The 20,180-nt window shown below is 58.8% G+C and carries 20 protein-coding genes; 5 read left to right on the top strand and 15 right to left on the bottom strand.

Annotated features, from left to right (window positions below; all coding sequences use genetic code 11):
- From ACYQ3J_RS05220 to ACYQ3J_RS05235, 4 genes are all read left to right on the top strand, one after another.
- Positions 1-681 (top strand): hypothetical protein, encoded by a 681-nt coding sequence (locus ACYQ3J_RS05220; RefSeq protein ID WP_460125544.1) that lies wholly within the window; start codon positions 1-3, stop codon positions 679-681.
- A 76-nt stretch (positions 682-757) separates the two neighbouring features.
- A complete protein-coding gene (locus ACYQ3J_RS05225) occupies positions 758-1,150 on the top strand; it encodes a hypothetical protein (protein ID WP_460125546.1) in 393 nt (130 codons plus the stop codon).
- A gap of 205 nt (positions 1,151-1,355) precedes the next feature.
- Positions 1,356-2,156, top strand: coding sequence for a GTPase (locus ACYQ3J_RS05230; protein WP_460125548.1), 801 nt, complete (start codon positions 1,356-1,358; stop codon positions 2,154-2,156).
- An 87-nt stretch (positions 2,157-2,243) separates the two neighbouring features.
- Positions 2,244-2,828 carry a MarC family protein gene (locus ACYQ3J_RS05235; RefSeq protein ID WP_460125550.1) on the top strand — a complete coding sequence of 195 codons (585 nt, stop codon included), beginning with the start codon at positions 2,244-2,246 and terminating at the stop codon, positions 2,826-2,828.
- Positions 2,829-2,928: 100 nt separating this feature from the next.
- On the opposite strand, the gene ACYQ3J_RS05240 is transcribed toward ACYQ3J_RS05235, so the two are convergent.
- The 11 genes from ACYQ3J_RS05240 to ACYQ3J_RS05290 all read right to left on the bottom strand — a co-directional run bounded on the left by ACYQ3J_RS05240 (position 2,929) and on the right by ACYQ3J_RS05290 (position 15,770).
- Complete coding sequence (locus ACYQ3J_RS05240; protein WP_460125552.1) at positions 2,929-3,345, bottom strand: EamA family transporter; 417 nt, start codon at positions 3,343-3,345, stop codon at positions 2,929-2,931.
- 108 nt (positions 3,346-3,453) lie between these two features.
- Positions 3,454-3,948, bottom strand: a complete 495-nt coding sequence (locus ACYQ3J_RS05245) for an adenosine-specific kinase (RefSeq protein WP_460125554.1) — start codon at positions 3,946-3,948, stop codon at positions 3,454-3,456.
- 230 nt (positions 3,949-4,178) lie between these two features.
- The gene (gene feoB, locus ACYQ3J_RS05250; protein ID WP_460125556.1) at positions 4,179-6,086 is read right to left on the bottom strand and encodes a ferrous iron transport protein B; all 1,908 of its coding nucleotides are present in this window, start codon (positions 6,084-6,086) and stop codon (positions 4,179-4,181) included.
- Positions 6,073-6,696 (bottom strand): FeoA domain-containing protein, encoded by a 624-nt coding sequence (locus ACYQ3J_RS05255; RefSeq protein WP_460125558.1) that lies wholly within the window; start codon positions 6,694-6,696, stop codon positions 6,073-6,075. Before ACYQ3J_RS05255 ends, feoB begins: the two co-directional genes overlap by 14 nt.
- A 397-nt stretch (positions 6,697-7,093) precedes the next feature.
- Positions 7,094-8,461 (bottom strand): TIGR04013 family B12-binding domain/radical SAM domain-containing protein, encoded by a 1,368-nt coding sequence (locus tag ACYQ3J_RS05260; protein WP_460125560.1) that lies wholly within the window; start codon positions 8,459-8,461, stop codon positions 7,094-7,096.
- A 287-nt stretch (positions 8,462-8,748) separates the two neighbouring features.
- Complete coding sequence (locus ACYQ3J_RS05265) at positions 8,749-9,969, bottom strand: cytochrome ubiquinol oxidase subunit I (protein ID WP_460125562.1); 1,221 nt, start codon at positions 9,967-9,969, stop codon at positions 8,749-8,751.
- Positions 9,970-10,006: 37 nt separating this feature from the next.
- Complete coding sequence (locus tag ACYQ3J_RS05270) at positions 10,007-11,740, bottom strand: cytochrome ubiquinol oxidase subunit I (protein ID WP_460125564.1); 1,734 nt, start codon at positions 11,738-11,740, stop codon at positions 10,007-10,009.
- A 491-nt stretch (positions 11,741-12,231) separates the two neighbouring features.
- Complete coding sequence (locus ACYQ3J_RS05275) at positions 12,232-13,398, bottom strand: OBG GTPase family GTP-binding protein (protein ID WP_460125566.1); 1,167 nt, start codon at positions 13,396-13,398, stop codon at positions 12,232-12,234.
- Between the two features lie 83 nt (positions 13,399-13,481).
- Positions 13,482-14,594 carry a radical SAM protein gene (locus tag ACYQ3J_RS05280; protein WP_460125568.1) on the bottom strand — a complete coding sequence of 371 codons (1,113 nt, stop codon included), beginning with the start codon at positions 14,592-14,594 and terminating at the stop codon, positions 13,482-13,484.
- A 105-nt stretch (positions 14,595-14,699) separates the two neighbouring features.
- The gene (locus tag ACYQ3J_RS05285) at positions 14,700-15,182 is read right to left on the bottom strand and encodes a hypothetical protein (RefSeq protein WP_460125570.1); all 483 of its coding nucleotides are present in this window, start codon (positions 15,180-15,182) and stop codon (positions 14,700-14,702) included.
- A gap of 75 nt (positions 15,183-15,257) precedes the next feature.
- Entirely contained in the window at positions 15,258-15,770 is a 513-nt protein-coding gene (locus ACYQ3J_RS05290) for a DUF2299 domain-containing protein (RefSeq protein ID WP_460125572.1), read from the bottom strand.
- Positions 15,771-15,945: 175 nt separating this feature from the next.
- Between ACYQ3J_RS05290 and tenA the strand changes: the two genes are divergently transcribed.
- Positions 15,946-16,602 (top strand): thiaminase II, encoded by a 657-nt coding sequence (gene tenA / locus ACYQ3J_RS05295; protein WP_460125574.1) that lies wholly within the window; start codon positions 15,946-15,948, stop codon positions 16,600-16,602.
- A gap of 29 nt (positions 16,603-16,631) precedes the next feature.
- Here tenA and ACYQ3J_RS05300 read toward each other — a convergent pair whose 3' ends face one another.
- The 4 genes from ACYQ3J_RS05300 to glmM form a co-directional block, all read right to left on the bottom strand.
- The gene (locus ACYQ3J_RS05300) at positions 16,632-17,648 is read right to left on the bottom strand and encodes a cation efflux transmembrane domain-containing protein (protein ID WP_460125576.1); all 1,017 of its coding nucleotides are present in this window, start codon (positions 17,646-17,648) and stop codon (positions 16,632-16,634) included.
- Positions 17,649-17,859: 211 nt separating this feature from the next.
- Entirely contained in the window at positions 17,860-18,291 is a 432-nt protein-coding gene (locus tag ACYQ3J_RS05305) for a DUF2153 family protein (RefSeq protein ID WP_460125578.1), read from the bottom strand.
- Positions 18,292-18,361: 70 nt separating this feature from the next.
- Positions 18,362-18,763 carry a Trm112 family protein gene (locus ACYQ3J_RS05310; protein WP_460125580.1) on the bottom strand — a complete coding sequence of 134 codons (402 nt, stop codon included), beginning with the start codon at positions 18,761-18,763 and terminating at the stop codon, positions 18,362-18,364.
- Positions 18,764-18,789: 26 nt separating this feature from the next.
- Positions 18,790-20,178 carry a phosphoglucosamine mutase gene (gene glmM / locus ACYQ3J_RS05315; RefSeq protein ID WP_460125582.1) on the bottom strand — a complete coding sequence of 463 codons (1,389 nt, stop codon included), beginning with the start codon at positions 20,176-20,178 and terminating at the stop codon, positions 18,790-18,792.
- Positions 20,179-20,180: the final 2 nt, after the last annotated feature.

Below are 20,180 nucleotides of genomic sequence, written 5' to 3' on the forward strand. Positions count from 1 at the left end.
ATGTTGAGCGGCTTGGGCGAGGTTAAGACTGTGGACGTTGGGAGGAGCCTGAGACTAGCATCCACAGGCTTTGCCCTCTCCGGGCTAGGGCTCCTGCTAGCTCCACTGATGGGCGCCGGGGTGCTCTGGGTCCCGAACGTTGCCCGTGTAGGGTCCCTCCCCGTACCTGAAAGAGCGGTTATAGCCACGCTGCCCGTCCTCCTCGGCTTCCTAATGGTGTACAAGGGCTTCAGCGACGTGGCCAGGAGGAGCGGGTGGACCCTGCTGCTCGAGGGGCTCGCCTCCTGGGGGATCCTGCTCTTCTCAGCCTCACTTTTCTACGGGTACACCGGCTGGACCGCGATGCTGTGGTGGGTCGGCCTCGTCGACCCGGAGACGGGCCAGACGGCTAACGTGCTAGTCTCACTCCTACTAGCCATAATAGGCTCCATAGCGCTCTACCTTTCCGCGTCGTCGATAACGCCAAGCATAAACCTCGCATACAACCTATTCAAGGCCGACGACTTGGTGCCGTCAGCGCTCACCGTCTACAAGATCTCCTCCGCCGTGTCGCTCACAGTCTACCCCCTCATCGGAGCCGCAGCCTCGCTAGTGATGATCGGAGTCTCCCTAGCCACGGCGAACAGGCAGGTCCCCGTGAGGGTGGCGTTACTAGAGGTCGCCGGCGGTCAACCCTCTTAGAGGGCGACAATGCGCGGCGCCGCGGGCCGCAGGGGTGCCTGGGAGAGAGGGCTGATGGGGAAGGGTTAGATGCAAATTGACGGCGCGCCGCCCCCGCGTCCCTAGGGTCCCGCCTCCAAGGGTTCTGGCCGGGTGGAGGCTTGACTGCGGGAGCCCCGAAGGGGCGCGTGAGTCGGTGAGGGAGGCCCTGAGAGAGCTGGGCAGGCATCAATCCAGGCTCCTCATCTTGTTGCTCTCCGTGCTAGCTCTGGCCCTGGCTTTGCCTGAGCCGCTCTCCGGGCACGAGGCTCTTACCCTCATAGCGGAGGCTCTCCTCCTGGCAGTCTCAGCCGCCCTAGCCCTGGAGGTTTTCCAGGCAACCATTTGGGCTGCCTTCCTGGGGAGCCTGCTGCGCCACCTTGCGGCGGGGGAGGAGGCGTTTAAGGAGTACTGCGGGGGCAGGAAAGACTTGCATGGCCACGAGGGCTAGCTAGAAAGCAGAGCACGATGGCGGCGTCGCTGCGGGCAACGGGTGAGGGCTGGCTAGAGGCTAGGGCCTGAGCGGGCGTCCTCCCCCTCAAGTCCCCCCAAGTCAACGGGCCTGTTGAGCGGGCCACGTACGGGTAAAGGCATAGCGGGGAGGCTGGGAATTAAACCGCTGGGTAGAAGCTGGCTGAGTAAAAGGGTAGCGGGGCTTGGAGCTGGCGAGCTGGAGGCTCCTAGCGAGGGTCGTGAAGAACGCTGACGTCGTGGTTGAGGTAGTCGACATCAGGGATCCCATGAGTACTAGGAGTAGGAGACTCGAGAGGATGGTTGAGGCGCTTGAGAAGCCCCTCTTGATAGTCCTCAACAAGGCGGACCTGGTGCCTCGGAGTGTGGCTGAGAAGTGGCAGCGCATACTCGAGGGCATGGGCTACGAGGTCATGTACATGGCGGCGACTAGGCGTTACGGAACGAGGGTGCTGAGGTCTAGGATAAAGGCCCTGGCGACTATGAAGCCGTTCGCCGCCGCAATTGTGGGCTACCCGAAGACGGGTAAGTCGAGCATCATTAACGCGTTGAAGGGTAAGAGGAGCGCGTTCACAAGCCCGGTCCCGGGGAGCCCCGGCTACACGAGGCACGTGCAGCTTTACAAGGTGGAGCCGAACTTCTACCTGATAGACACGCCGGGCGTCATACCCGTCGAGGGCGGCTGGCCGGAGGCGCTGATTAGGGGCAAGTCGCCCGAGGAGCTCGCGGACCCCGTCCCGCCGGCCCTGGCCTTGATAGAGAGGATAGTCAAGTACAACCCGAAAGCCTTCATGCAAGCATACGGCATCAACTCCAGGAACCCCATGGAGATACTGGAGAGGCTCGCGGTGAAGAGGGGGTGGTTCTACAAGACCACCAAGGAGCCCCTGATAGAGGAAGCCGCTAGGACAATCATAAGGGACTACCATAAGGCCAAGATACCGTTCTACGTGCCCCCCGAGGAGTACCTGAGGGCAGGGCCGTAAGAGCCCCTCCTTCCCACGGCTCCAGCTGGCCTGGTAATTTAGCCTAGTAACGGCGCCCGCCAAGGTCGAGGAGGATGGTGCGGCGTTATGGAGTTGAAGCCATTCATAATGTTGTTCGTGGTCCTCGACCCGATCGGGATCCTCCCCTACTACCAGTCGATAGCGCTGAGAGTCTCGGAGGAGGAGAGGCCTAGGCTAGCCAGGATAGCGATAACCGCGGCCCTCGTCATCATGCTCTTCTTCACGTTCCTGGGCGACCTGCTCTTCAGCCTGCTGGGGGTGAGCGTTGCGGACTTCCAGGTGGCCGCGGGGCTAGTTCTGCTCGTCTACGCGGTCGCCAGCCTGTTTGAGATCCACATCGGGGCCGCCGCTGCTTCAGGCGTTGGAGCGGCGATTTTCCCGCTAGCCACGCCGCTCCTCGCGGGCCCGGGTAGCATCTCGGTGCTCATCTACATCAAGTACAACTACGGGGTGCACTACGCCGTAGCCAGCGCCCTGGTGAACACGCTACTAGCATACCCCATACTCGTCGCTGGCGGCCAGTTCTTGAAGCTGCTGGGCAGGCACGGAGCCCTGCTGGTGGATAAAATGATGAGCCTCGTCATGGCAGGCTTCGCAGTCTCAATGGTGAGGGAGGGGGTCACGAGCTGGCTGGGGGCTCAGAGGGGATGAGCCGCGGCACCGCTTCACAGCCCATGGGGCTCCACTTATAGCCCGCACGTCACAGCCCCCAGGCTAAAGCCTCTTTTGTTCAGCCGGGGTTGTTAAGCTTCTAGCCCGACAGCAGGATGATTGAGACAACCGCTAGCACTATTCCTACGAGTTGCCTTAGCGTCAGAGCCTCCCCAAGTAGGAGCCACGCCAGAACCACGGTTACAGCGGGGTAGAGCGCTGTCAGCGGGACCACGATGCCCGCCCTGCCGCTCCACTCCAGGGCTAGGATGAAGAGTATGTAGCCCAGGGTGCCCGCGAAGCCCCCCGCCAGCGCCCACGAGAAGCCCTCCAGGTTGTACGGCAGAGCCGCACGGCCTTTCACCGCCGCGAGGGCAGCTATTACGGCGAGTATGGCTAGGTTGCTGGAGACGTACACCTGGTACCACGTGCTGGAGTAGATCTCGGCCTTCTTAATGGCGACCCCCCATAAGCCCCACAGGAACGTTGTCCCCAGCGCCGCCAGCAGCCATTTCACACTCCCACCTTGAAAGGCTTCGCGGGCCAGGAAGGCTAGGTAAATAAAGAGTCAAAGAGTTGGCCTCAAGGCCTCGCGGGAGACTTAAGGGTAGAGCCGTGGGGGCCGCTACCCCTTCTTGTAGCCGATCTTTCTGAGGAACTCTATCCTCTCCCGCTTCTCCTTTTCTCCCTCGACTCCGAGCGGCTTGAAGCCGTCGGCGACCCCCAGTAGCGCCCTCTGCTCCCCCAGGTCAGCCACTAGCACCCTTACGGGGTTTGCCGTGGCAGCGTCAATGGTGACAATCTCCTGGACGTGCTTCAGCGCGTTGAGAACGTTGATGGGCCACCCGTTTTTAATGTAGACAACGAAGACGTGGCCGGCGGCTATGCGCTTGCAAGCCTCTACAGCTAGGTTTTCCAGCTCCTCGTCGTTTCCATCATGCCTGATAAGCCTTTTACCGCTGGCCTCACACATGGCGATGCCGAACTTCAGCGTAGGACAACTGGTAACCAGGGCCTCGTAGACGTCTTCAATCGTTTTAATGAAGTGCGTCCTGCCTATTATAATATTCGTACCCTCAGGAATAGGTACCTCAACAACGTCAATGTTCACGTTCACCATTCAGGCTCACCACCCACCAAGAGGCCTGGCTCTTCGCGGAGAAATAGTAGCGCGTTGCCTCTAGTTAAATTTATCCGCGCCTCGCGAAGAACGCCTAATTCAAGCCGAAGGCCCGGGACCTGCGCGCTTCGCCGGCCAGCCCGGGCCGAAGGGAGGGTTAGCCGGGTAATCACTAACGCCCGCCAAGACGCATTAATGACCCGGTCCCAGTAGGCATTACTTTGCTGACGCTACCCCGATAGTATGTGGGAGGCTATTCTCCATATAAGCCCTGCGAGCAGCAAGCCGTAAGCTATCGTCGTCACCGTTAGAGTTACTCCCTTTTTGAACCCGAATTCCTTGATGAGCATCCCCATGGCATTCATGCATGGAACCCCAGTGATAGCCGCAACGCTAAACGTGTAGAGTTGGAGTGGGGTTAACGCTGAAGACAGGTCACTGCCGAGGGCCGATACTAGCATTCCTATCGTTAAATCCTTCTGCAAGAAGCCGAAAACCAGGGAAATGAGGGTCACCGCTGGCAGCCCTAGCCAGGCGGCGACCGGCGAAAGGGGCTTTAGGACAGTGGTGGTGGCGCCAATCGCGTCTAGGATGCCGTAGATCATTCCTCCAAGTATCAGTAGAGGTATGACTATGTACACGAAATCCTTCATCCTAATCCAGCTTTTAGCAAGAACGTTTCTAATCAAGGGCCTCCTATAGGGGGGCAACTCCAGGAGCAGAGGCTTGGCTTCCACGTGGAGTATTCTTTTAAGGGCGAACGCCCAGATTAAGCCGGCAGCGAGTAGAGTCATGTAGGCGAGAAACGCTAGCTTCACGCCTCCATAAAACCCGGCTATTCCCATGATTATAGCCGTCCTCGAGGAGCACGGCACGAATGCGAGGAGGGAGGCGGTGTAGAGCTGCTCCTTCTTGGACGACAAGACCCTAGTGGCTCTAGTTGCGGGTACAGAGCAACCTAGCCCCAACGCTAGGGGGATAAACGCCTTACCGGGCAGGCCCAGCTTCCTCAAAAACCTTTCCACGTTCACGATAAACCTTGGCAGGAGCCCTACGTCCTCCAGTAGCCCCAACAGCAGGTAGAACAGGAACACGTAAGGCAGGGCGACGGCTATGCCCGCCGCAAGCCCGCTTAGAGTGCTATCCAGCACAACAGAAGCGACAGTGTTCTCCTCCACAGTTAGGCGGGATAAGAATCTATCGGTTAAATCCGTGAAAACCCCTTGAATAAAGTTGCCGAGGTAGAGGAGAGTCCCGAAGATAGCGAGGAAGAATAGGCCTGTGATGACGGGGCCCAGGCTCTCATGCAGAAGGATCCTATCAACCCTCTCTTCAAGCCTTCCCGCCTTCCTCGCCGACCTCTCTATTGGGATTAGTTCGATAACTTTTCCCGCTATAAGTGAAGCAAGCCCATACCTGGTTATAGCTATATCTTTTGCGACCTCCGGATGATACTTCTCCAACTCCTTCCTGACCTGTTCAATAACCTTTTTATCATTTAGATACTTGCAGAAGTCCTCGTCTCCCTCCAAGCACCTTACGGCAATAAACCTCTTGGGCAGCCTCCCAGTAGCATGCTCAGCTATCCTGTGTATCGCCTTCTCTATGTGATCGTCATACTTAATTTTAAATTTAGGCTTCTGCCTATCCTTAATTTTCAATACCGCGTCTACTAGTTTATTGATGCCCTTTTTAGTTATAGGATTGATTGGAATAACTGGGACGTTAAGAATCTCTTCTAATTTCTTATAATTAACTCTTATTCCCTTCTTTTCGGCTTCCTCCACAAAATTTAACGCTATAATGACGGGTATCTCCGCCTCTAATATCTGCAGAGCAGTGTAAAGGCTCCTTTCGAGAAAGCTTGCATCGGCAACCACAACCACCCCATCCACTCCTTCCTCGAATAAAACCCTCTCAGTAACCTTTTCCTCCTCGCTGTTATCGGATATAGAGTATATCCCCGGGGTGTCCACGAAGACTATCTTTGTGTCGCCAACCGTTTTTTCAGCCATAGTTATCTCAACCGTAGTCCCGGGATAGTTGGAGACTATGACTCTCGGGCCAACCAATGCGTTAATCAGCGACGACTTCCCAACGTTTGGTTGGCCGACCAGGGCTATTTTAAGAGTCCTCATACTCCACCACCTCGATTCTCTCGGCTATGTTCTTGTCTAGAGCAAGCTTCTTGCCCTTCACCTCGACAATGATGGTGTTTGGAAGCCTCTTGACAATCCTCAGCTTTTCCCCTGGGTATAGCCCCATGCTGATTAGCCTCTCAAACAGTCTACCGTCAAGGTTAATGTCCGCAATTAAGCATTCCCTGTTTTTGAACTCCGTTAAGGGGACGCCCTTCTTTTTGAGCGCTGATAGTTTCCTGATAGTGTAGGCGGCTTCTGTGGGGATGTAATGCTCTAGAATATTGGTTATTTTAACTGCTTCCTCGCCCTCCCTCCTCTCCTTAAAATACTTTTCTAGAATAGAATGCTTTTTAACGATGGCATCGGCCTTGGCTCGCCCTTTCTCCGTTAACTGTATGTACTTCCTACCGGATCCCTCCTCCGTGGAAACCTTTATCAAGCCTTCCTCTTCAAGCTCCCTAATGGCCTTGGCTATAACATGCTGGGGCGCGGCGACCTCCAACTCCATAGAATCCAGTGGGGTTCTTCCATTTTTCCTGCCCAACGCTTCCAATACGTCTTCCTTCACTATTCTTAAGACGTCAAGTTCATCGGCCACGGCTATCATGCCCCGGCCTTTTCCATTCCATATTGGCCAGTGGTAGTGGAAGTAGGAGATACCACGAATACCACGGCCGATCCTTCCCTCCCCAGGGCTTCATTGGCTTACCTTCAATGGAAAGTATTGGCGAGCCCAGGGAGGTCTTGGAGCGCTGCTCCCATTAACCTCCCTGGGCTCGCCCCCGTAGAAGGTGTTTCGAAACACTTAAAGTTTTTCTAATACAGTTTCGATGTAGAATCCGTTATAGCATCTAACAACTTTAAACGCGAAGAGGTGGGTAGCTGCGCTGCTGTTTAGGCTTAAGCGGCTGGCTGGCGCGTTGGGTTGGCCGGGTGATGAGGGGAAGCAACGCGGACTCCACGAGGGGAGTGAAGAGCCCTAGTGTGGCTGACCCTGCCCTTGCTCATTCTTCGAGTTCCTCGAGGCCTGAGAGTAGGGATCCCAGGCCCGGCTTCCTCTTCCACGCCTTCCATCTCTCGCGGCAGACGCTGGCGGCTGAGGGGATCGGCGCGGGTTTGGGCGTGGGGGCGGGGTCTGCAGCGGTGAGGCAGTAGATGTCAAACGCTAGGGTCTCCTGGGCCTCCCAGTCGCCCTCGACTACGCCCTTCCCCAGCAGCTTTAACGTGGCGCGCCTGTAGAGTGGGTGTATGGGCCTAGGCTTGGCCCTGGCGAGGGGGCTGCCGGGTAGTGGCATGAAGCTGTGGAGCCTGAGCGTCGCCCCGTCCTCGGCGAGCTTCATCATGGCCTTAACGGTTAACTCGACGTCTTCATCGGTCTCGCCCGGGAGCCCGAAGATTATGTCGACGACTGGGGTCAGCCCGTGCTTCTTGATTAGCTCCACGGCTTCGTAGACTGATTCAACGTCGTGGTCCCGCTGTACTAGCCTCAGTAGCCTATCGCTTCCACTCTGGAGCCCCACTGATACCCTCCTATTCGCGGCGAGCCTGGCTACCACTGAGAGTACCTCGTCGGTCACGTACTCCGGCCGGGTCTCGCTCGGGAAGCTGCCTAGGTAGGGCTCGCCGCCGAGCCTCCTAACTCCGGAGAGGAGCTCCTCGATGGCGGCTACGTTAGGCTTCCCCGGCTCGCGGCTCATGTACGCGAAGCCGATGGGTGCCACGAACCTGATCCTCCTCCTGCCGCTGCTAACGTAGTCCTTCACAGCTTCAAGTACAACGCTGGGGCTGCGGAAGCGGACGCGGCCCTTGAAGAGCCATGGGACCTGGCAGAAGAGGCACCTGTAGCTGCAGCCCCTCATAATCTCTATCGGGGGGTATATCGAGGCAGCCCTACTATGGGGAGGGTAGCTGTCGAGGTCGGCGTATTCAAACCCCGCCACGGCGAACCTGTCGCCCTCCACGAATGCAATGTTAGGGACCCTGTCCAGGTCCCTCCCCCCGAGCAGGTGATCCACAAGCCCCACAATCGCGGGCTCGCCATCGCCAGCGACTACCGCGTAGACGCCCAGGCGGAGGAGCTGCCAGTACGCCCCCGCAGCGTGGGGCCCCCCAGCCACCACCTTGAATTCAGAGGCCACCTCCTCTATCTCGCCGGCCAGCTCAAGGAACAAGGGGCTCGAGACGCTATACATAACCACGACGTCGTAGCCCTTCCCGCGGAGCCCACGGGCCAGGGGGCGGGGATCCTCCTCGGTGAAGTAGAGCCTCACACGCCCCCCGAGGAGCCCCTCACGCTCCAGGGCCCCGGCTATCACGGAGAAAGCATTCCTGCCGCCCCGGATAGCCCTAGCTATCAAGGCAAGTCTTCGCATGACAGGATCCCCTCAAGGGCCGCGGGGCTCCCAGGCTGCGGCCGCCGCCTCACAGGCCCTCCCAAGGCCTCGGGGGCCGTTGAGACCGGTCATACCCCGCAGTTAGAATAGGGAAACCCTCTAATTGAGGGCATAAAAGCTTCCATTCAGCGTCGACTTGCCCGCTCGACATTAAGTTAATCCTTGGATTCGGAATGGCGCTCTACGTCGTGTAAGAGGAGGGAAAGAGTGGAAAGCGGCGCGGAAAGAGGGGAAATGTGGAGAGGCGCCTTTGTGGAGTACTGACTTTACTCTTTCTTGATGAAGACCGCGTAGAAGAAGTATGCCGCCGAAGCGTAGAGTAGTGCTAGGAGTACTGTGGTTAAGGCCTTCACGCTGCTGATGGTGGCTAGGGTGTTGTACGTTTTAAGGTTTAGCACGTCGGCGAGGATAGTCAGGCGGTCCGGCGGGATCTTGGAGAGTAGGTCGCTGCACACCTCCGGAGACCCTAGGCAGGCGATGAAGTAGGGGTACTGGCTGAAGGCGTTAATCAGCTCGCCTAGCACTACGGTTAGAAGCGCCAGGATCCCCCCTGCCAGCAGAAGTGGAGCCTTTGACTCCTCTATGATGCCGGCCCTCAGGGAGGGGAATGCCCATAGTAGTATGAAGAACTGCGCCGCGAAGAATATCATCTTCAGCGCGAACACCCAGCTGACGTCGTACGCCTCACTGCCCGGGCTGGCACTGCTAAGCTTCCAGCCGAAAGAGGCGAATATGTTGTTGAACTTGTAGGGTGCAGCGTTTATTAGGCTCATCGCGTACCATGCTCCCAGGAAGAACATTATGACAAGGCTTACGGCCGCGATGACGCTTAACTCCCTGACGACCCTCCTCACCGCGCTCCTATAGGCTTCATCGGGGTTCCTGACGTAGGAGTAGGCGAGGCCTCCTATGACTGCCAGGGACCCGGCGGCTATGGCTCCGTCTATCGATTTAAGGTAGAGGGGCCAGAACGTTGGGTTGCCCAGGGCCTCAGTGACTTTGAGGTAAAGCCTGCCGTCAGCGGCTAAGTGCAGGCCTGTGGGGATGTTTAGGAATGCGAACACCGCCCTGAAGCCGAAGGGTATCAGCAGGGATGAAATGGCTAGGAGCAACCCGATCGTGTGGTGTGCCTGCCGGCTCCACCGGTCCCAGCCGTAGTAGAAGGCTGCTATGGCGAAGAAGTGTAGCACTATGAAGAGTATCGCTAGCCCGAACGGTATGAGGGTTATATTGCCTGCCAGGCCGAGGAAGTCGGGGTAGAAGCTTAGCAGGAAAACAGTGAAGGCGGTGGCGAAGACTCCGGCCAACCCGTAGGTTGCAGCGTAGAACCTCATAAGCTTGCGTGCTACACTGTCGAGGCTCTTGTCGTTGCTAGTGTCGGCCTTCCACTTTAGGTAGGGTACGTAGAGCCCCAGGAAAATGCCGAGGTTAACCATTGCTATGTGGAGGGAGAAGTTCAGGGCAAGCCAGAAGACCGTCCACATCATGGTTGCTCCCCCTGGCTTAACCCCCCACTCCTTGGTCTTAGGCTTCACCCTCCCTAGGGAGGCCGGGGACCCAGAGGAACCTGTAGACGCTGTAGGCCAGCGCGCCTAGCATGGCTAGGAAGAACGCTGCTACGAGGGCTACAGCGCCGGGGCTGGCCGGGTTAGCTGTGTGGGCAACGTCGGTGGTCATGACGCCGTAGATGGTCCAGGGCTTCCTCCCAATCTCCCTAACGCCCCATCCCAGGAAGCTGACTAGGTGCACGATGAAGATTACCGCCACAGCCTGCGGGATCCCAAGGAGCCACTTCCCTAGGAACGTTGACTGCAGCTTCTCGGGATCCCTCAGCCTCCACAGGTAGTAGGTTATCGCCAGAGCGTAGAGTCCTAGGAGTATGCCTAGGCCTATCTTGGTGTAGTACATGTAGTGTATTATCAGCGGCGGCTTGCACGAGCCAATCCTAGCCATGTCCTCCTGCTCGTGCAGTATGCACGCACAGTAGTCATCCGGTATGGCGTCATAGTCCGGCAGCGGAGCGTTGGGGTCGCCGTAGGCTAGGAGTGCTGGCAGCTTCTCGCCGCCGGGGAGGAGGCTTGTCACTCTGAAGATCTTGTTAGTTGTAGCCTCTATAGCCGCGAACTTCTCAGGGTTGTACTCAGCTATCGCCCTACCCATCTCGTGACCGGAGACGAAGCCCTGCACCGCTATGATTACCAGCGCTGCTACTGCGGAGAACTTGAACGCGGCCTTCACGTACTCCTTATACTCTTCATCAGACGTGTTCCTGGTCTGCACAAGCCTTATAGTGTAAGCTGCAAGTACCGTGAAGATGCTGACGGTTAAAGCTGCTCCTATGGAGTGGAAGAGCGTTGCCAGGTACACGGGGCTCTTAAAGGTGACCATTGTCGGCCCTACATACATCACGGTATTCACTAGAACCTGGTCGAGCACAGCCTTGACGGGCGCGTTCAGCAGCTCAGACCCGCTCCCGGATCCCTGCAGGTACGTCGTGCTGATGACCGCCGCCAGGATGCTGTCCTTAACCTTGTAGCCACGCCACGCCTCATAAACCAGCCTCTGGACCACTCTAGAAGGCAGCTGCACAATCACACCGTTATCTGCCTGGCCAACGATGGAAGCGCCGACAGCCTGGAGTGCGGTCACGTTGAGCGCGCCGGCTATATCATTGGGGACTACGACCGTCACCTTGGGGTAACCCTGGTCGTAGAGCCAGTGGCCAGTCTTTACGTCGTAGGCCGGCACTATCCCTGTGGGCGCCACCATGTAGCTGTTAACGCTGAGAATCATGGCGGCGCTATACCAGGGCCCCACGAATGATAGGAGCAGGAGAACCGCTAGGGCTCTCCTGCCGAACTTCCTCCATGCATAGTAGGTGAGGTAAATGAATACTATTTCCATTATGAAAGCGAAGACCTCAGCGTAGAGCGGGAAGTAGATGTATCTGCCCGCGGCCTCCGTCACGTTGGGCCATAGAAGCACTAGGCCGAACTCGCTCGCAGTCCCCGTGGCGGCTCCAACCGCGAATACTATGACGAAGCCCTTGAATAGCGTGTAGGACAGCTTCCTCCACTTCTCATCGTTAGTCCTCATGTATATAAGGTAAGCTATGAACGACAGGAAGCTGAGGCCAAGGACATACTGGAGTACAGCCCAGTGGACTTCGATTCCAATTATCGATAGGACCCTATCGTGGAACGCTGGGTACTGCCTCCACTGCTCTACAACATCTATAACGCCCATACCCCCCCTCACCTTCCCCGACGTTTATTTTGAATTTATTCCACTGGAACCTTTAAACGCTTTCCTGGTAAAAGTATTTACTCTGATAAATCGCCTTACGTCATAAACATCTTTTCGCCTCGAAAAGCGCTTGCATCTAGCAAGGGAAGCGGGGGAAGGTTAACATCGCGCGCCAGCCTAGCTGGCAGGACTAGGAACCCGCCAGCCCAGCCCTGTTCCCTGTTAAAGTGGATGAAGGAGGTTGAAAACACCATAACTACACACACAGGATGCTTGCTTGTGCCGTTTCAAGGGCGGGTCCGTGAAGTCTAGCCACTTCAACGGCGGCGGGCTCCGAGCCCAGCCGCCTCTGATCCCGGATTCCTCTTCATCCCTCCACTATAGAGCAGGCGCTCCCCTCGCCCGCAACTTTCCATCGGGGGGTTATAGGGTCTTAAGTAGACTGCCCCCGGGGGGAGCCGCGTGGTTTGCCTAGGGGGCTTCCGTGGAAGGGCTGCTCTCCTCTAGGCGTGTATCTCTATAATATCCCCGTCCTCTAGGGTGTGGCTCCCTCCAACCCTTTGACCCGGGTATTTGGCGCTGGGCCCCCATATTTTCGCATACTTGAAGTTCTTAGCGAGTCTTGGGTGGATGCGCTCGGCTGCCTCGAGCACCGTGGTGCCCTTCGGGACTATGAGCGGCCTCGGGTCCGGCTTCTTGTTCGGCTGCTTCGTGTACACTCTGATTATCCCGGAGGATTTGAACACCGCCGGCCCTATGAGCTGGAGCCCCTCCCCGGTCTTCGTGCTTACCGGTATGACTGGCACGTCGCTCGGGGCCCTGGACTTTATGGCCTCGGCTTTCTCGCGCGCTCCGGGCACGTCTAGCTTTGTTAGGACTACGATGGTTGGCTTGTAGACCCTGCTGGTGAAGATGGCAGCTTCGACGTCGTCCAGGGTCACTGGCCCCTCGATCTCGACTATGGCGTTGTAAATTCGGTACTCTGCCAGGAGCCTTACGAGGTCCTCCTCGGTGAATCCGACGAGCCTCCCCGAGCCGACGACCTTGACCCCGTTGGAGCTGCGGGTCTTCTGGATCCTAACCAGCCCCCTGGACTTGGTTATCAGTATACCCCGCTCGGCTAGGAGGCTTGCTAGCCTGTTCAGGGTTGCAGCCGGCCTCTCCTCGTCCAAGCCCACGACTAGCGCTAGCACGTCCGCGTTCCTGGCTAGGCCTAGGACCCTGGAGTTGACGGGGCTGTCGGGCTTATCCAGTACCACGGGGGGCGTGTCTATCACCTGGAACTCCACGTCTTCATACTTCAGCATGCCGGGGGTGGGCTTCTGCGTGGTGAAGGGGTAGGGCGAAACCTCGGGCTTGGCGTTGGTTAGAGCTGCTAAGAGGCTGCTCTTGCCGGAGTTCGGCGGCCCCACCAGCACGACCTGGGCAGCGCCCGACTTCTCGACGAAGAACCTCGGCCCCCCGCCGCTCCTCTTCCGCCTCTTGGCCTCGAGCTCCTCCCTCAGCTCGGCCAGCCTTCGCCTGGCCCACTCCCTAAGGTTCTCGGTGCCCTTGTGCTTGGGCACGCTGCTCAGGAACTCCTCGAGGGCCCTAATCTTCTCCTCGACAGTCCTGGCCTCGGAGTACTTCGCAAGCTTGCTCTTCGCCTCGGCCGGCAGGTTCGCTGGCATTACCCTTCATACCCCCAGGGCGGGGGTTGAGGATCGTAGAGTTATAACCCGGAGCCGTGTTAGCTGCTTGGCTCGCTGCGCCCTTAAACCTTAGTGAAGAGCCCGAGCTTCCTCGCCTTATCGTGGGCAGCCTTCAGCTCCTCCCAAGTCGGCCTCCTCGCTATCTCCCTCCAGCGCTGCGGGTACCTGGCGACGAGGTGCTCCGGCCTGTACTGGTCCATCACGTTGACTATCACCTTGTCTTTAGGCAGGTTCCTGGCTATCCACTCGAGGACGGGGATAGTGCAGCACTCAAGGTGACTCGGCAGGACTAGGTGCCTAATTATCATGTCGCCGTTCTCAGCGGCGATCCTCAGGTTCCTGGTGACGGTCTCGAAGTACCTGGGTACCGCGCTGAGCCTCAGCGCGCACCTATTGTTCCCGTACTTGAAGTCCGGGAGCCAGATGTCTATAACGTCGACGAGTATTTTCATGGCCTCCGTGGTCAGGTACATGTTGCTGTTCCAGAGCTGGGGGATGTTCTCCTCCAGGTAGAGGAGGCTCTCGATTATGACGTGCATGCTCGGGGTGGGATCCCCGCCGACGTGGTTGATGTTCCTGGCCCCACGCCTCGCCAGCTCCTCCTGTATCTTGGCCAGCATCCTAGCGTCGACGGGGATCCCTGAGCGGGGGGAGGTCTGGCTTACATCGTAGTTCTGGCAGTAGACGCAGGTGAAGTTGCAGCCGCCGTAGAATATCGTCCCACTGGGGACTAGGGGGGCCTCCTCGCCGAGGTGCAGGAACGCGCTGTGCACGTAGGCCTTGCCGTCTACGCGGCAGGCTCCTATTTTGCCCTTGAGCCTCTCAATCATGCACCTCCTCTCGCAGAGCCTGCAGGGGCTTGCAAGCCTCCTAGCAAGCTCGGCCTTGACGTGGAGCAGGCTCACCCGGGGCCGCTCGGCCCGCTTCAGGCTAGCGGAGCCCTCCCTAACCTCGCTCCAGAGCCTCCGGAACTCGGCGGCCCCGGTGTCGTGGCTCCTCCAGAGGCTCCGCTCATCAGCCTCCTCCAGCTCCTCCGGCGAGTCGAAGCCCGGGGCATCGACGTGCTTGGCGATGATGTACTTGGGTGGACGCTTCTCGTTCATGACGGAGAGGTACCACGAAAGCCTCCTCCTCACCTCGGGGTCGCTCCATATCGTCACGGCGTCGGGGCGCACGAACCTCCAGCTAAGAGATTCCCAGGAGCCCATAACGCCCGGATCCCGCTAACCCGCATCGTTGCCGGCGCCTTTAACCCCCCGCACCCCATGCGCCCGTCACGCCTAGCGCGCTCTCCCGGATTCCACGTAGGCGCAGGGGGAGCAGAGCCCCGGGCCTGAGCCCGTAACTAGCATGTAGCCCTCGGGGTATTCGAGGCCGAGACCGTCAAGCCAGTCAACGTCATCGTAGAGGGTTAGCCGCGCCCACCCCTCCAGGGCGCTAACGCTCCTAGCCCCCCCGGCCCGGCCGGGCGTGGAAGCCAGGCCCAGGGGCTTGCCCGTAAGCCTCTTCGATATAGGGGCGAGCCTGCCCCTGTACTCGTACAGCAGCACCAGGCCCCCGTGGATCGAGGCCTCCAGCAGGCCCTGCTCGACCAAGCCCGGAGGAGCCGGCGGGGCGCCCGAGTCGGCCCAGCGGCGGATCAACTCCTCCAGCCACGAGGGGGCCCCGGGATCCCTCGTCTTCAGGCAGCCGGCCACCCAGAAGCCCCCCGAGAGGCGGGCCACGAAGGGGGTTCCAAGCCAGACCACCCTGTACCCAGCCACCCCCGGCCCCCCTCTTTCAGCCCCGGGATCCCAGCGGGGGAGGACGCGCGGTAGGCCCTCGTGCTGCGGGTGTTGTTATATTATTGTAGTCTGGCCCTTCCCGGGGCCGGGCTGGCCGAAGAGGGAGGTTAGGTACACCACGGTGTACTGGAAGGCGTTGGAGAGCACCCTGACGGTCCTAGCGAGGTCTTGACCGTCCAGCTCCCCCTCCTTAAGCCTGATCTCCCTGCTCGCCACCAGGGCTTCAGTCTTCTCCAAGTCAGGCGGCTGGGGTATGACTATGCAGTCCGGGCACATCGTTAGAAGCCCCAGCACTATGGAGGCGACCACCTCCCGCCTCCGCTGGGGTGGGAGCGAGGAGAGGGCGTTAAGGTGGAAGGGCGAGAACTTCAAAGCCATCGTGGCGATTAACTTGCCCTCAACACCCTTCGGCTTTTGAATGTTAATCTTAACCTGGAGCGGCACCTTAACCTCCACGAGCAGGCTCCACTCAACCGGCGCGTTAGGAGGAATGGGCGCGCTCGCCACCTCAAAGCCCTCGTCGAGCAGCGCGGAGAGGACCTGGTCGCGCAAGCTTCTACCCTTCATCCCCGGCTGCCCCTCAGTGCCGCAGGCATCTGCACGCGTGGGCCTCGTTTAATGATTACTCGCCAAAACCCCCTGAACCCCTATTACGCCTTCGCCGGCTGCGGGGATAAGTCGCTCCAGGCTCGGCCTGCTCGTGCTGGGTGAACGGCCGGGCCGCCGGGGGTGCCGGGGCGGAGTGAGGCTCAGCGAGTCCCTGCGGCGAGAGGCAGATCCTATTTGGAGGAGGATAATCGAGCACCCCTTCGTGGTTGAACTCTATACGGGAAGCCTCGACTTCGAGAGATTCAAGTACTACGTTATCCAGGACTACAACTACCTACTAGCGATGGTCAGGGTTTTCTCCATCATCGCCTCCAAGGCTGATCTAGAGGTAGCATCTAAGGCCCTCGAGATAGCTCGCGCTGACGCCACGGTGGAGCTTGAGAACTACAAGAGGTTGCTAGCCAGGATAGGGCTCACGCTGGACGAGGTGGTCAACGCTAAACCGGCCCCCACGAACGTTGGATACATGAGCTACCTGATCTCCACGGCTTCGCTGGGAGACGCCCTCGAGGGCTTCGTGGCGGTGCTCCCGTGTTTTTGGAGCTATCTGGAGATAGCTAGGGTTCACGAGGAGAAGCTGGCTAGGAATAATAACGAGGTTTACGTTGAATGGGCTAAGGCTTACTTGAGCAGCGAGTACGAGAAGCTAGTGGAGGATTTGATAGAGGTGGTTGATAGCCTCTACACTGGGGCTAAGTACGTCAGGCTCAAGGACATATTCCTCACATCGAGCAGGTTCGAGTGGATGTTCTGGGATATGGCTTACAGGATGGAGGCGTGGCCTGTCTAAGGCAGCCTCTACGAGTAGGGGGGCGCGGGCTACCCTTCGGGCCGCTGGCCCCCTGCTTCCCTCCCGCCGGTTTTGCCCCTCCCCGCCGCGGCCTTCGCGGCCCTGTTGTAGTGCCTGGGCTTCCTGCCCCTGACACGCTTCGCCTTGCCGGCCCTCCTCAAGCTCCTGGTGGAGGCCTTGTTCCTGGGAACCATGATGACCAGGGCTCTGAGCAGCTCGGGGATCGAGGATACCAGCTTGCGGGCGATCTCGGTGGATCGAAAGCTGGCCTCCGCGAGGGTTATGTGTGGAGGGGCCTCAATCCAAACCTCCGCCTCGCCAAACGTGCCGTACATTTCAACCCTGAAGCTCCGGGGCTTGAAGTCGGGGTCGCCCTCCAGTAGCTGGCGCATTTTATCCTTGATCCTCTCAACCTCACCCTTAGGGCCCACGCCTATGAGGTAGTAGATGGATTCAAGGAATATCGATGAGAGGCCGTAGAGCGTGTAGACTCCCACAAGCAGGACGACCGCAGTCTCTATGGCTGCGTTGTGGAAGACGTTGCTGGCTATAATGGATAGCCCGCCCGCGAGCTCGAAGACGATGTCCAGGGATAGCTTGCTCGCAACCGTTCTAACGCTCACCAGGCGGACCTCGTAGTAGTGCATGCTCTTGTGGAGGAAGCGCTCCAGCAGGTAGGAGGCAAGGGCGCTGGCGAGGGGGTAGAGTGATAGGATAATAGGGGTGCTGCCTTTACCGCCGTGAAGGCTCTCGGCGACCACGAGGATTACTATCGAGGCGGCTATAATGGAGAGGAATAGTGTTGACAGCACCTCTATCCTGAAAATTTCGAACCTAGCCCTGTACATTGTGGCCCTAGACGACGCTATGTGGAAGGCTATCGCCAGCGAGAAGAAGGAGATCCCCTCCACGAGCCAAATGAAGGCTTCGACGAGGACCACGTGGGACGGGAAGACAGCGACGTAGACCAGGAACCCTACCACTGCGAGCAGGGTCGACACGAGTGAGACTAGGTAGAGCGACCTGAGGGCCCTCCTGCTACCCATGATTTTCCTGGCAGCCAGCTTGTAGCTCAGCTCGTGACACCTCTACCTACCCAAAGCTACCGCTCGGCAGCGGTCTAAAGCGCTCACCGCCCCCTCCTGGGGGGTGAGAGGGCTCGATCGCGGGTTCGCTCCTCACCGCGGCGCGTTAAAAGCGGGATCCGGGAAACAGGCTTTTAAAAGGAGCCTCGGCGGCTGGCTAACGCAGATAGAGCTAGATGCTCAGCGTTGAAGATGAATCGCTCCTTCTCTCGCTGAACCCCAGTATCTCCTTTAGCTGGCTTGTTATGGGGTTGAGCTTTCCTTCATGATAGGCTTCCTCGATTATGTCCCTGACGTCGCTGGTGTGGTTTATGTCCAGCTCGAGGAGCATCTCCAGCATTTTGAATGTTGCATTCCAGACCTCGAGGAGCTTCTCCCTGGGTATGTGGCTCACGATGAACGGGTCCTGTAGCCACTGGTCGAAAGCCTTCAAAGTCCTTATCATGTGGTTGAATGCGATCCTGATTGCTATAACCATCTCCAGCCTGTCGCTCTTGTCTATCTGATCCTTGTAGGTCCTGAAAGTGTCCAGGACAGCCTCCTGCATCTTCACCCATCTTTCAAGGTTGTCGAGGAACTCACGCATCTCCCTGCTTTTCGGCATCAAGCTTTTATACACCCCTCCCCGTTTGGTTTCACCCTTCGGCGGCTAAGAACCTAAATATTTAGTTGATTCAGCCTTCATCAGCCGCCTCTTCGATGGGCGGGATCTTCATGAGCTCCCTGGCCTCCTTTGGGAGCTTGTCCAGCCTCGACTTGATGAACTCCAGGTCCTCCTTGAGCCTAGCCCTCCTAACCTTATCGTCGAGCAGCCGGGGTATGCCGTCTATGACGGGGTACCACCTGCCGCAGTTCGGGCAGACGAACACGGCTTCGACGACGTCTAGGTTCACGCATCTCCTGCACTCGCTTAGCGGCACCTCGCTAGCGCTCTTGCCGTGGAGGGCGCAGTACCTCTTGCACCTGACGCGCTCCACGTCAACGTTTACCGGGCTTTCAACGACCTTCAGCGGGTAAAGCTTCATGGGGCTCTTGCAGAGGGGGCACACTAGGAGCTCGACGAAATAGTACCTCATGCCGCCCCCACTCTCCTCCCGGGGCGCTAGCCCTCGATGCCGCACTCAGCCTTAAGGATTCTCTTCACCTCCTCTAGCACCTCTGAAGCCCTTTCGGGGCTCCTCGCCTCCAGCATTATCCTGACGACAGGCTCCGTCCCGCTTGGCCTCACGAGTAGCCAGAAGTCTTCCCCGAACACTTTGACTCCGTCAATCTCCACCCTGCGCAGGCCGGAGTAGAAGCGCTTCACAGCGTTCACCGCGCACTCCGCCTCCTCCCTCGACGCCCTCAGCTTGGTCTTGATGGGGTAGTACCTTGGAAGCCGGGAGGCTGCCTGTGAGAGGCTCTCCCCCTGCTCGGCTAGCATGTAGAGCATGAGCGCTGTCTTCATGGGGCCGTCTCTAACGGTCTGGAGCGGGGTGTGCATGTAGCCACCGTTCTCCTCGAACCCGGAGATCGCCCCGCCCTCGCGGAGGATGGTCCTCGAGATGACTACGCTGCCAACCGGCGTCCACACAACCTCGATCCCGCGGGGCTTGAGGTACTCCTCGACTAGTATGCTGCTGGAGACGCCTGTGTACGTCCTCCTAGGGAGCTCGGGCCAAGCCTCGGCGGCGAACGCCGTGAGGAGGGTCCCACTCCTGTCGCCCCACAGCACCTCACCCCTATCGGTGATCATGATTGCACGGTCAGCGTCTCCATCGTGGCCTACCCCGAAGTCGGCGCCCGAGGCGACTACAAGCTTAGCCGCCAGCTGCAGGGTCTCCACCGTCGGCTCCGGGAGCCTCCCGGGGAACTCCGGGTCCAAGTTGCAGTTGAGGGTGATGGCTTTGACGCCGAGCCTCCTCAGGAGCAGGGGGGTTTCAAGGCTTCCAACGCTGTTAGCACAGTCCACCACAACCTTGAACCCCTTCCTCCTAATCTTCTCGGCGTCAACCTGCTCTATTATCCCGTTAACGTGGTCCTCTATAGCAGTGGTGTGCAGCTTCGGATCATCGACCAGAGCCCTCCAGGAGGCGGGCCTACCCCCCACGCCTTTAAAGTAGTACTCCTCTATCACGCGCTCGTCCTCACGCGGTATCTCAACGCCGTCGGCGGCTATCACTTTGACCCCATTATACTCTGGAGGGTTGTGGCTGGCGGTCACCATGACTCCCCCGTCGAACCCGTTGCGGCGCACTGAGTACTGCAGCGTCGGCGTTGGGAGCAGGCCGGCCTTGTAGACCTTAACCCCCTCAAACATGAGGCCGGCCGCCACGGCGCCTAGGATGGCCTCGCCGCCAGCCCTTACATCCCTGCCTACCAGCACGCGGCTCCCGGGGCCGAAGTATGCCCCGATAGCTCTTCCAAGCCTTAAGGCGAGCTCCGGCGTCAAAGTCTCGCCGATAACGCCTCTTACACCGTCAGTCCCGAAGAGCCTCCCCACGCAGCTCACCT

The sequence above is a fragment of the Stetteria hydrogenophila genome (genome assembly GCF_054657575.1).

Coding starts and splice junctions, on each gene's coding strand:
- ACYQ3J_RS05220 (WP_460125544.1), top strand. CDS start 1: ATGTTGAGCGGCTTGGGCGAGGTTAAGACTGTGGACGTTGGGAGGAGC.
- ACYQ3J_RS05235 (WP_460125550.1), top strand. CDS start 2,244: ATGGAGTTGAAGCCATTCATAATGTTGTTCGTGGTCCTCGACCCGATC.
- ACYQ3J_RS05245 (WP_460125554.1), bottom strand. CDS start 3,948: ATGGTGAACGTGAACATTGACGTTGTTGAGGTACCTATTCCTGAGGGT.
- feoB (WP_460125556.1), bottom strand. CDS start 6,086: ATGAGGACTCTTAAAATAGCCCTGGTCGGCCAACCAAACGTTGGGAAG.
- ACYQ3J_RS05255 (WP_460125558.1), bottom strand. CDS start 6,696: ATGATAGCCGTGGCCGATGAACTTGACGTCTTAAGAATAGTGAAGGAA.
- ACYQ3J_RS05260 (WP_460125560.1), bottom strand. CDS start 8,461: ATGCGAAGACTTGCCTTGATAGCTAGGGCTATCCGGGGCGGCAGGAAT.
- ACYQ3J_RS05265 (WP_460125562.1), bottom strand. CDS start 9,969: ATGATGTGGACGGTCTTCTGGCTTGCCCTGAACTTCTCCCTCCACATA.
- ACYQ3J_RS05275 (WP_460125566.1), bottom strand. CDS start 13,398: ATGCCAGCGAACCTGCCGGCCGAGGCGAAGAGCAAGCTTGCGAAGTAC.
- ACYQ3J_RS05290 (WP_460125572.1), bottom strand. CDS start 15,770: ATGAAGGGTAGAAGCTTGCGCGACCAGGTCCTCTCCGCGCTGCTCGAC.
- ACYQ3J_RS05300 (WP_460125576.1), bottom strand. CDS start 17,648: ATGGGTAGCAGGAGGGCCCTCAGGTCGCTCTACCTAGTCTCACTCGTG.
- ACYQ3J_RS05305 (WP_460125578.1), bottom strand. CDS start 18,291: ATGCCGAAAAGCAGGGAGATGCGTGAGTTCCTCGACAACCTTGAAAGA.
- ACYQ3J_RS05310 (WP_460125580.1), bottom strand. CDS start 18,763: ATGAGGTACTATTTCGTCGAGCTCCTAGTGTGCCCCCTCTGCAAGAGC.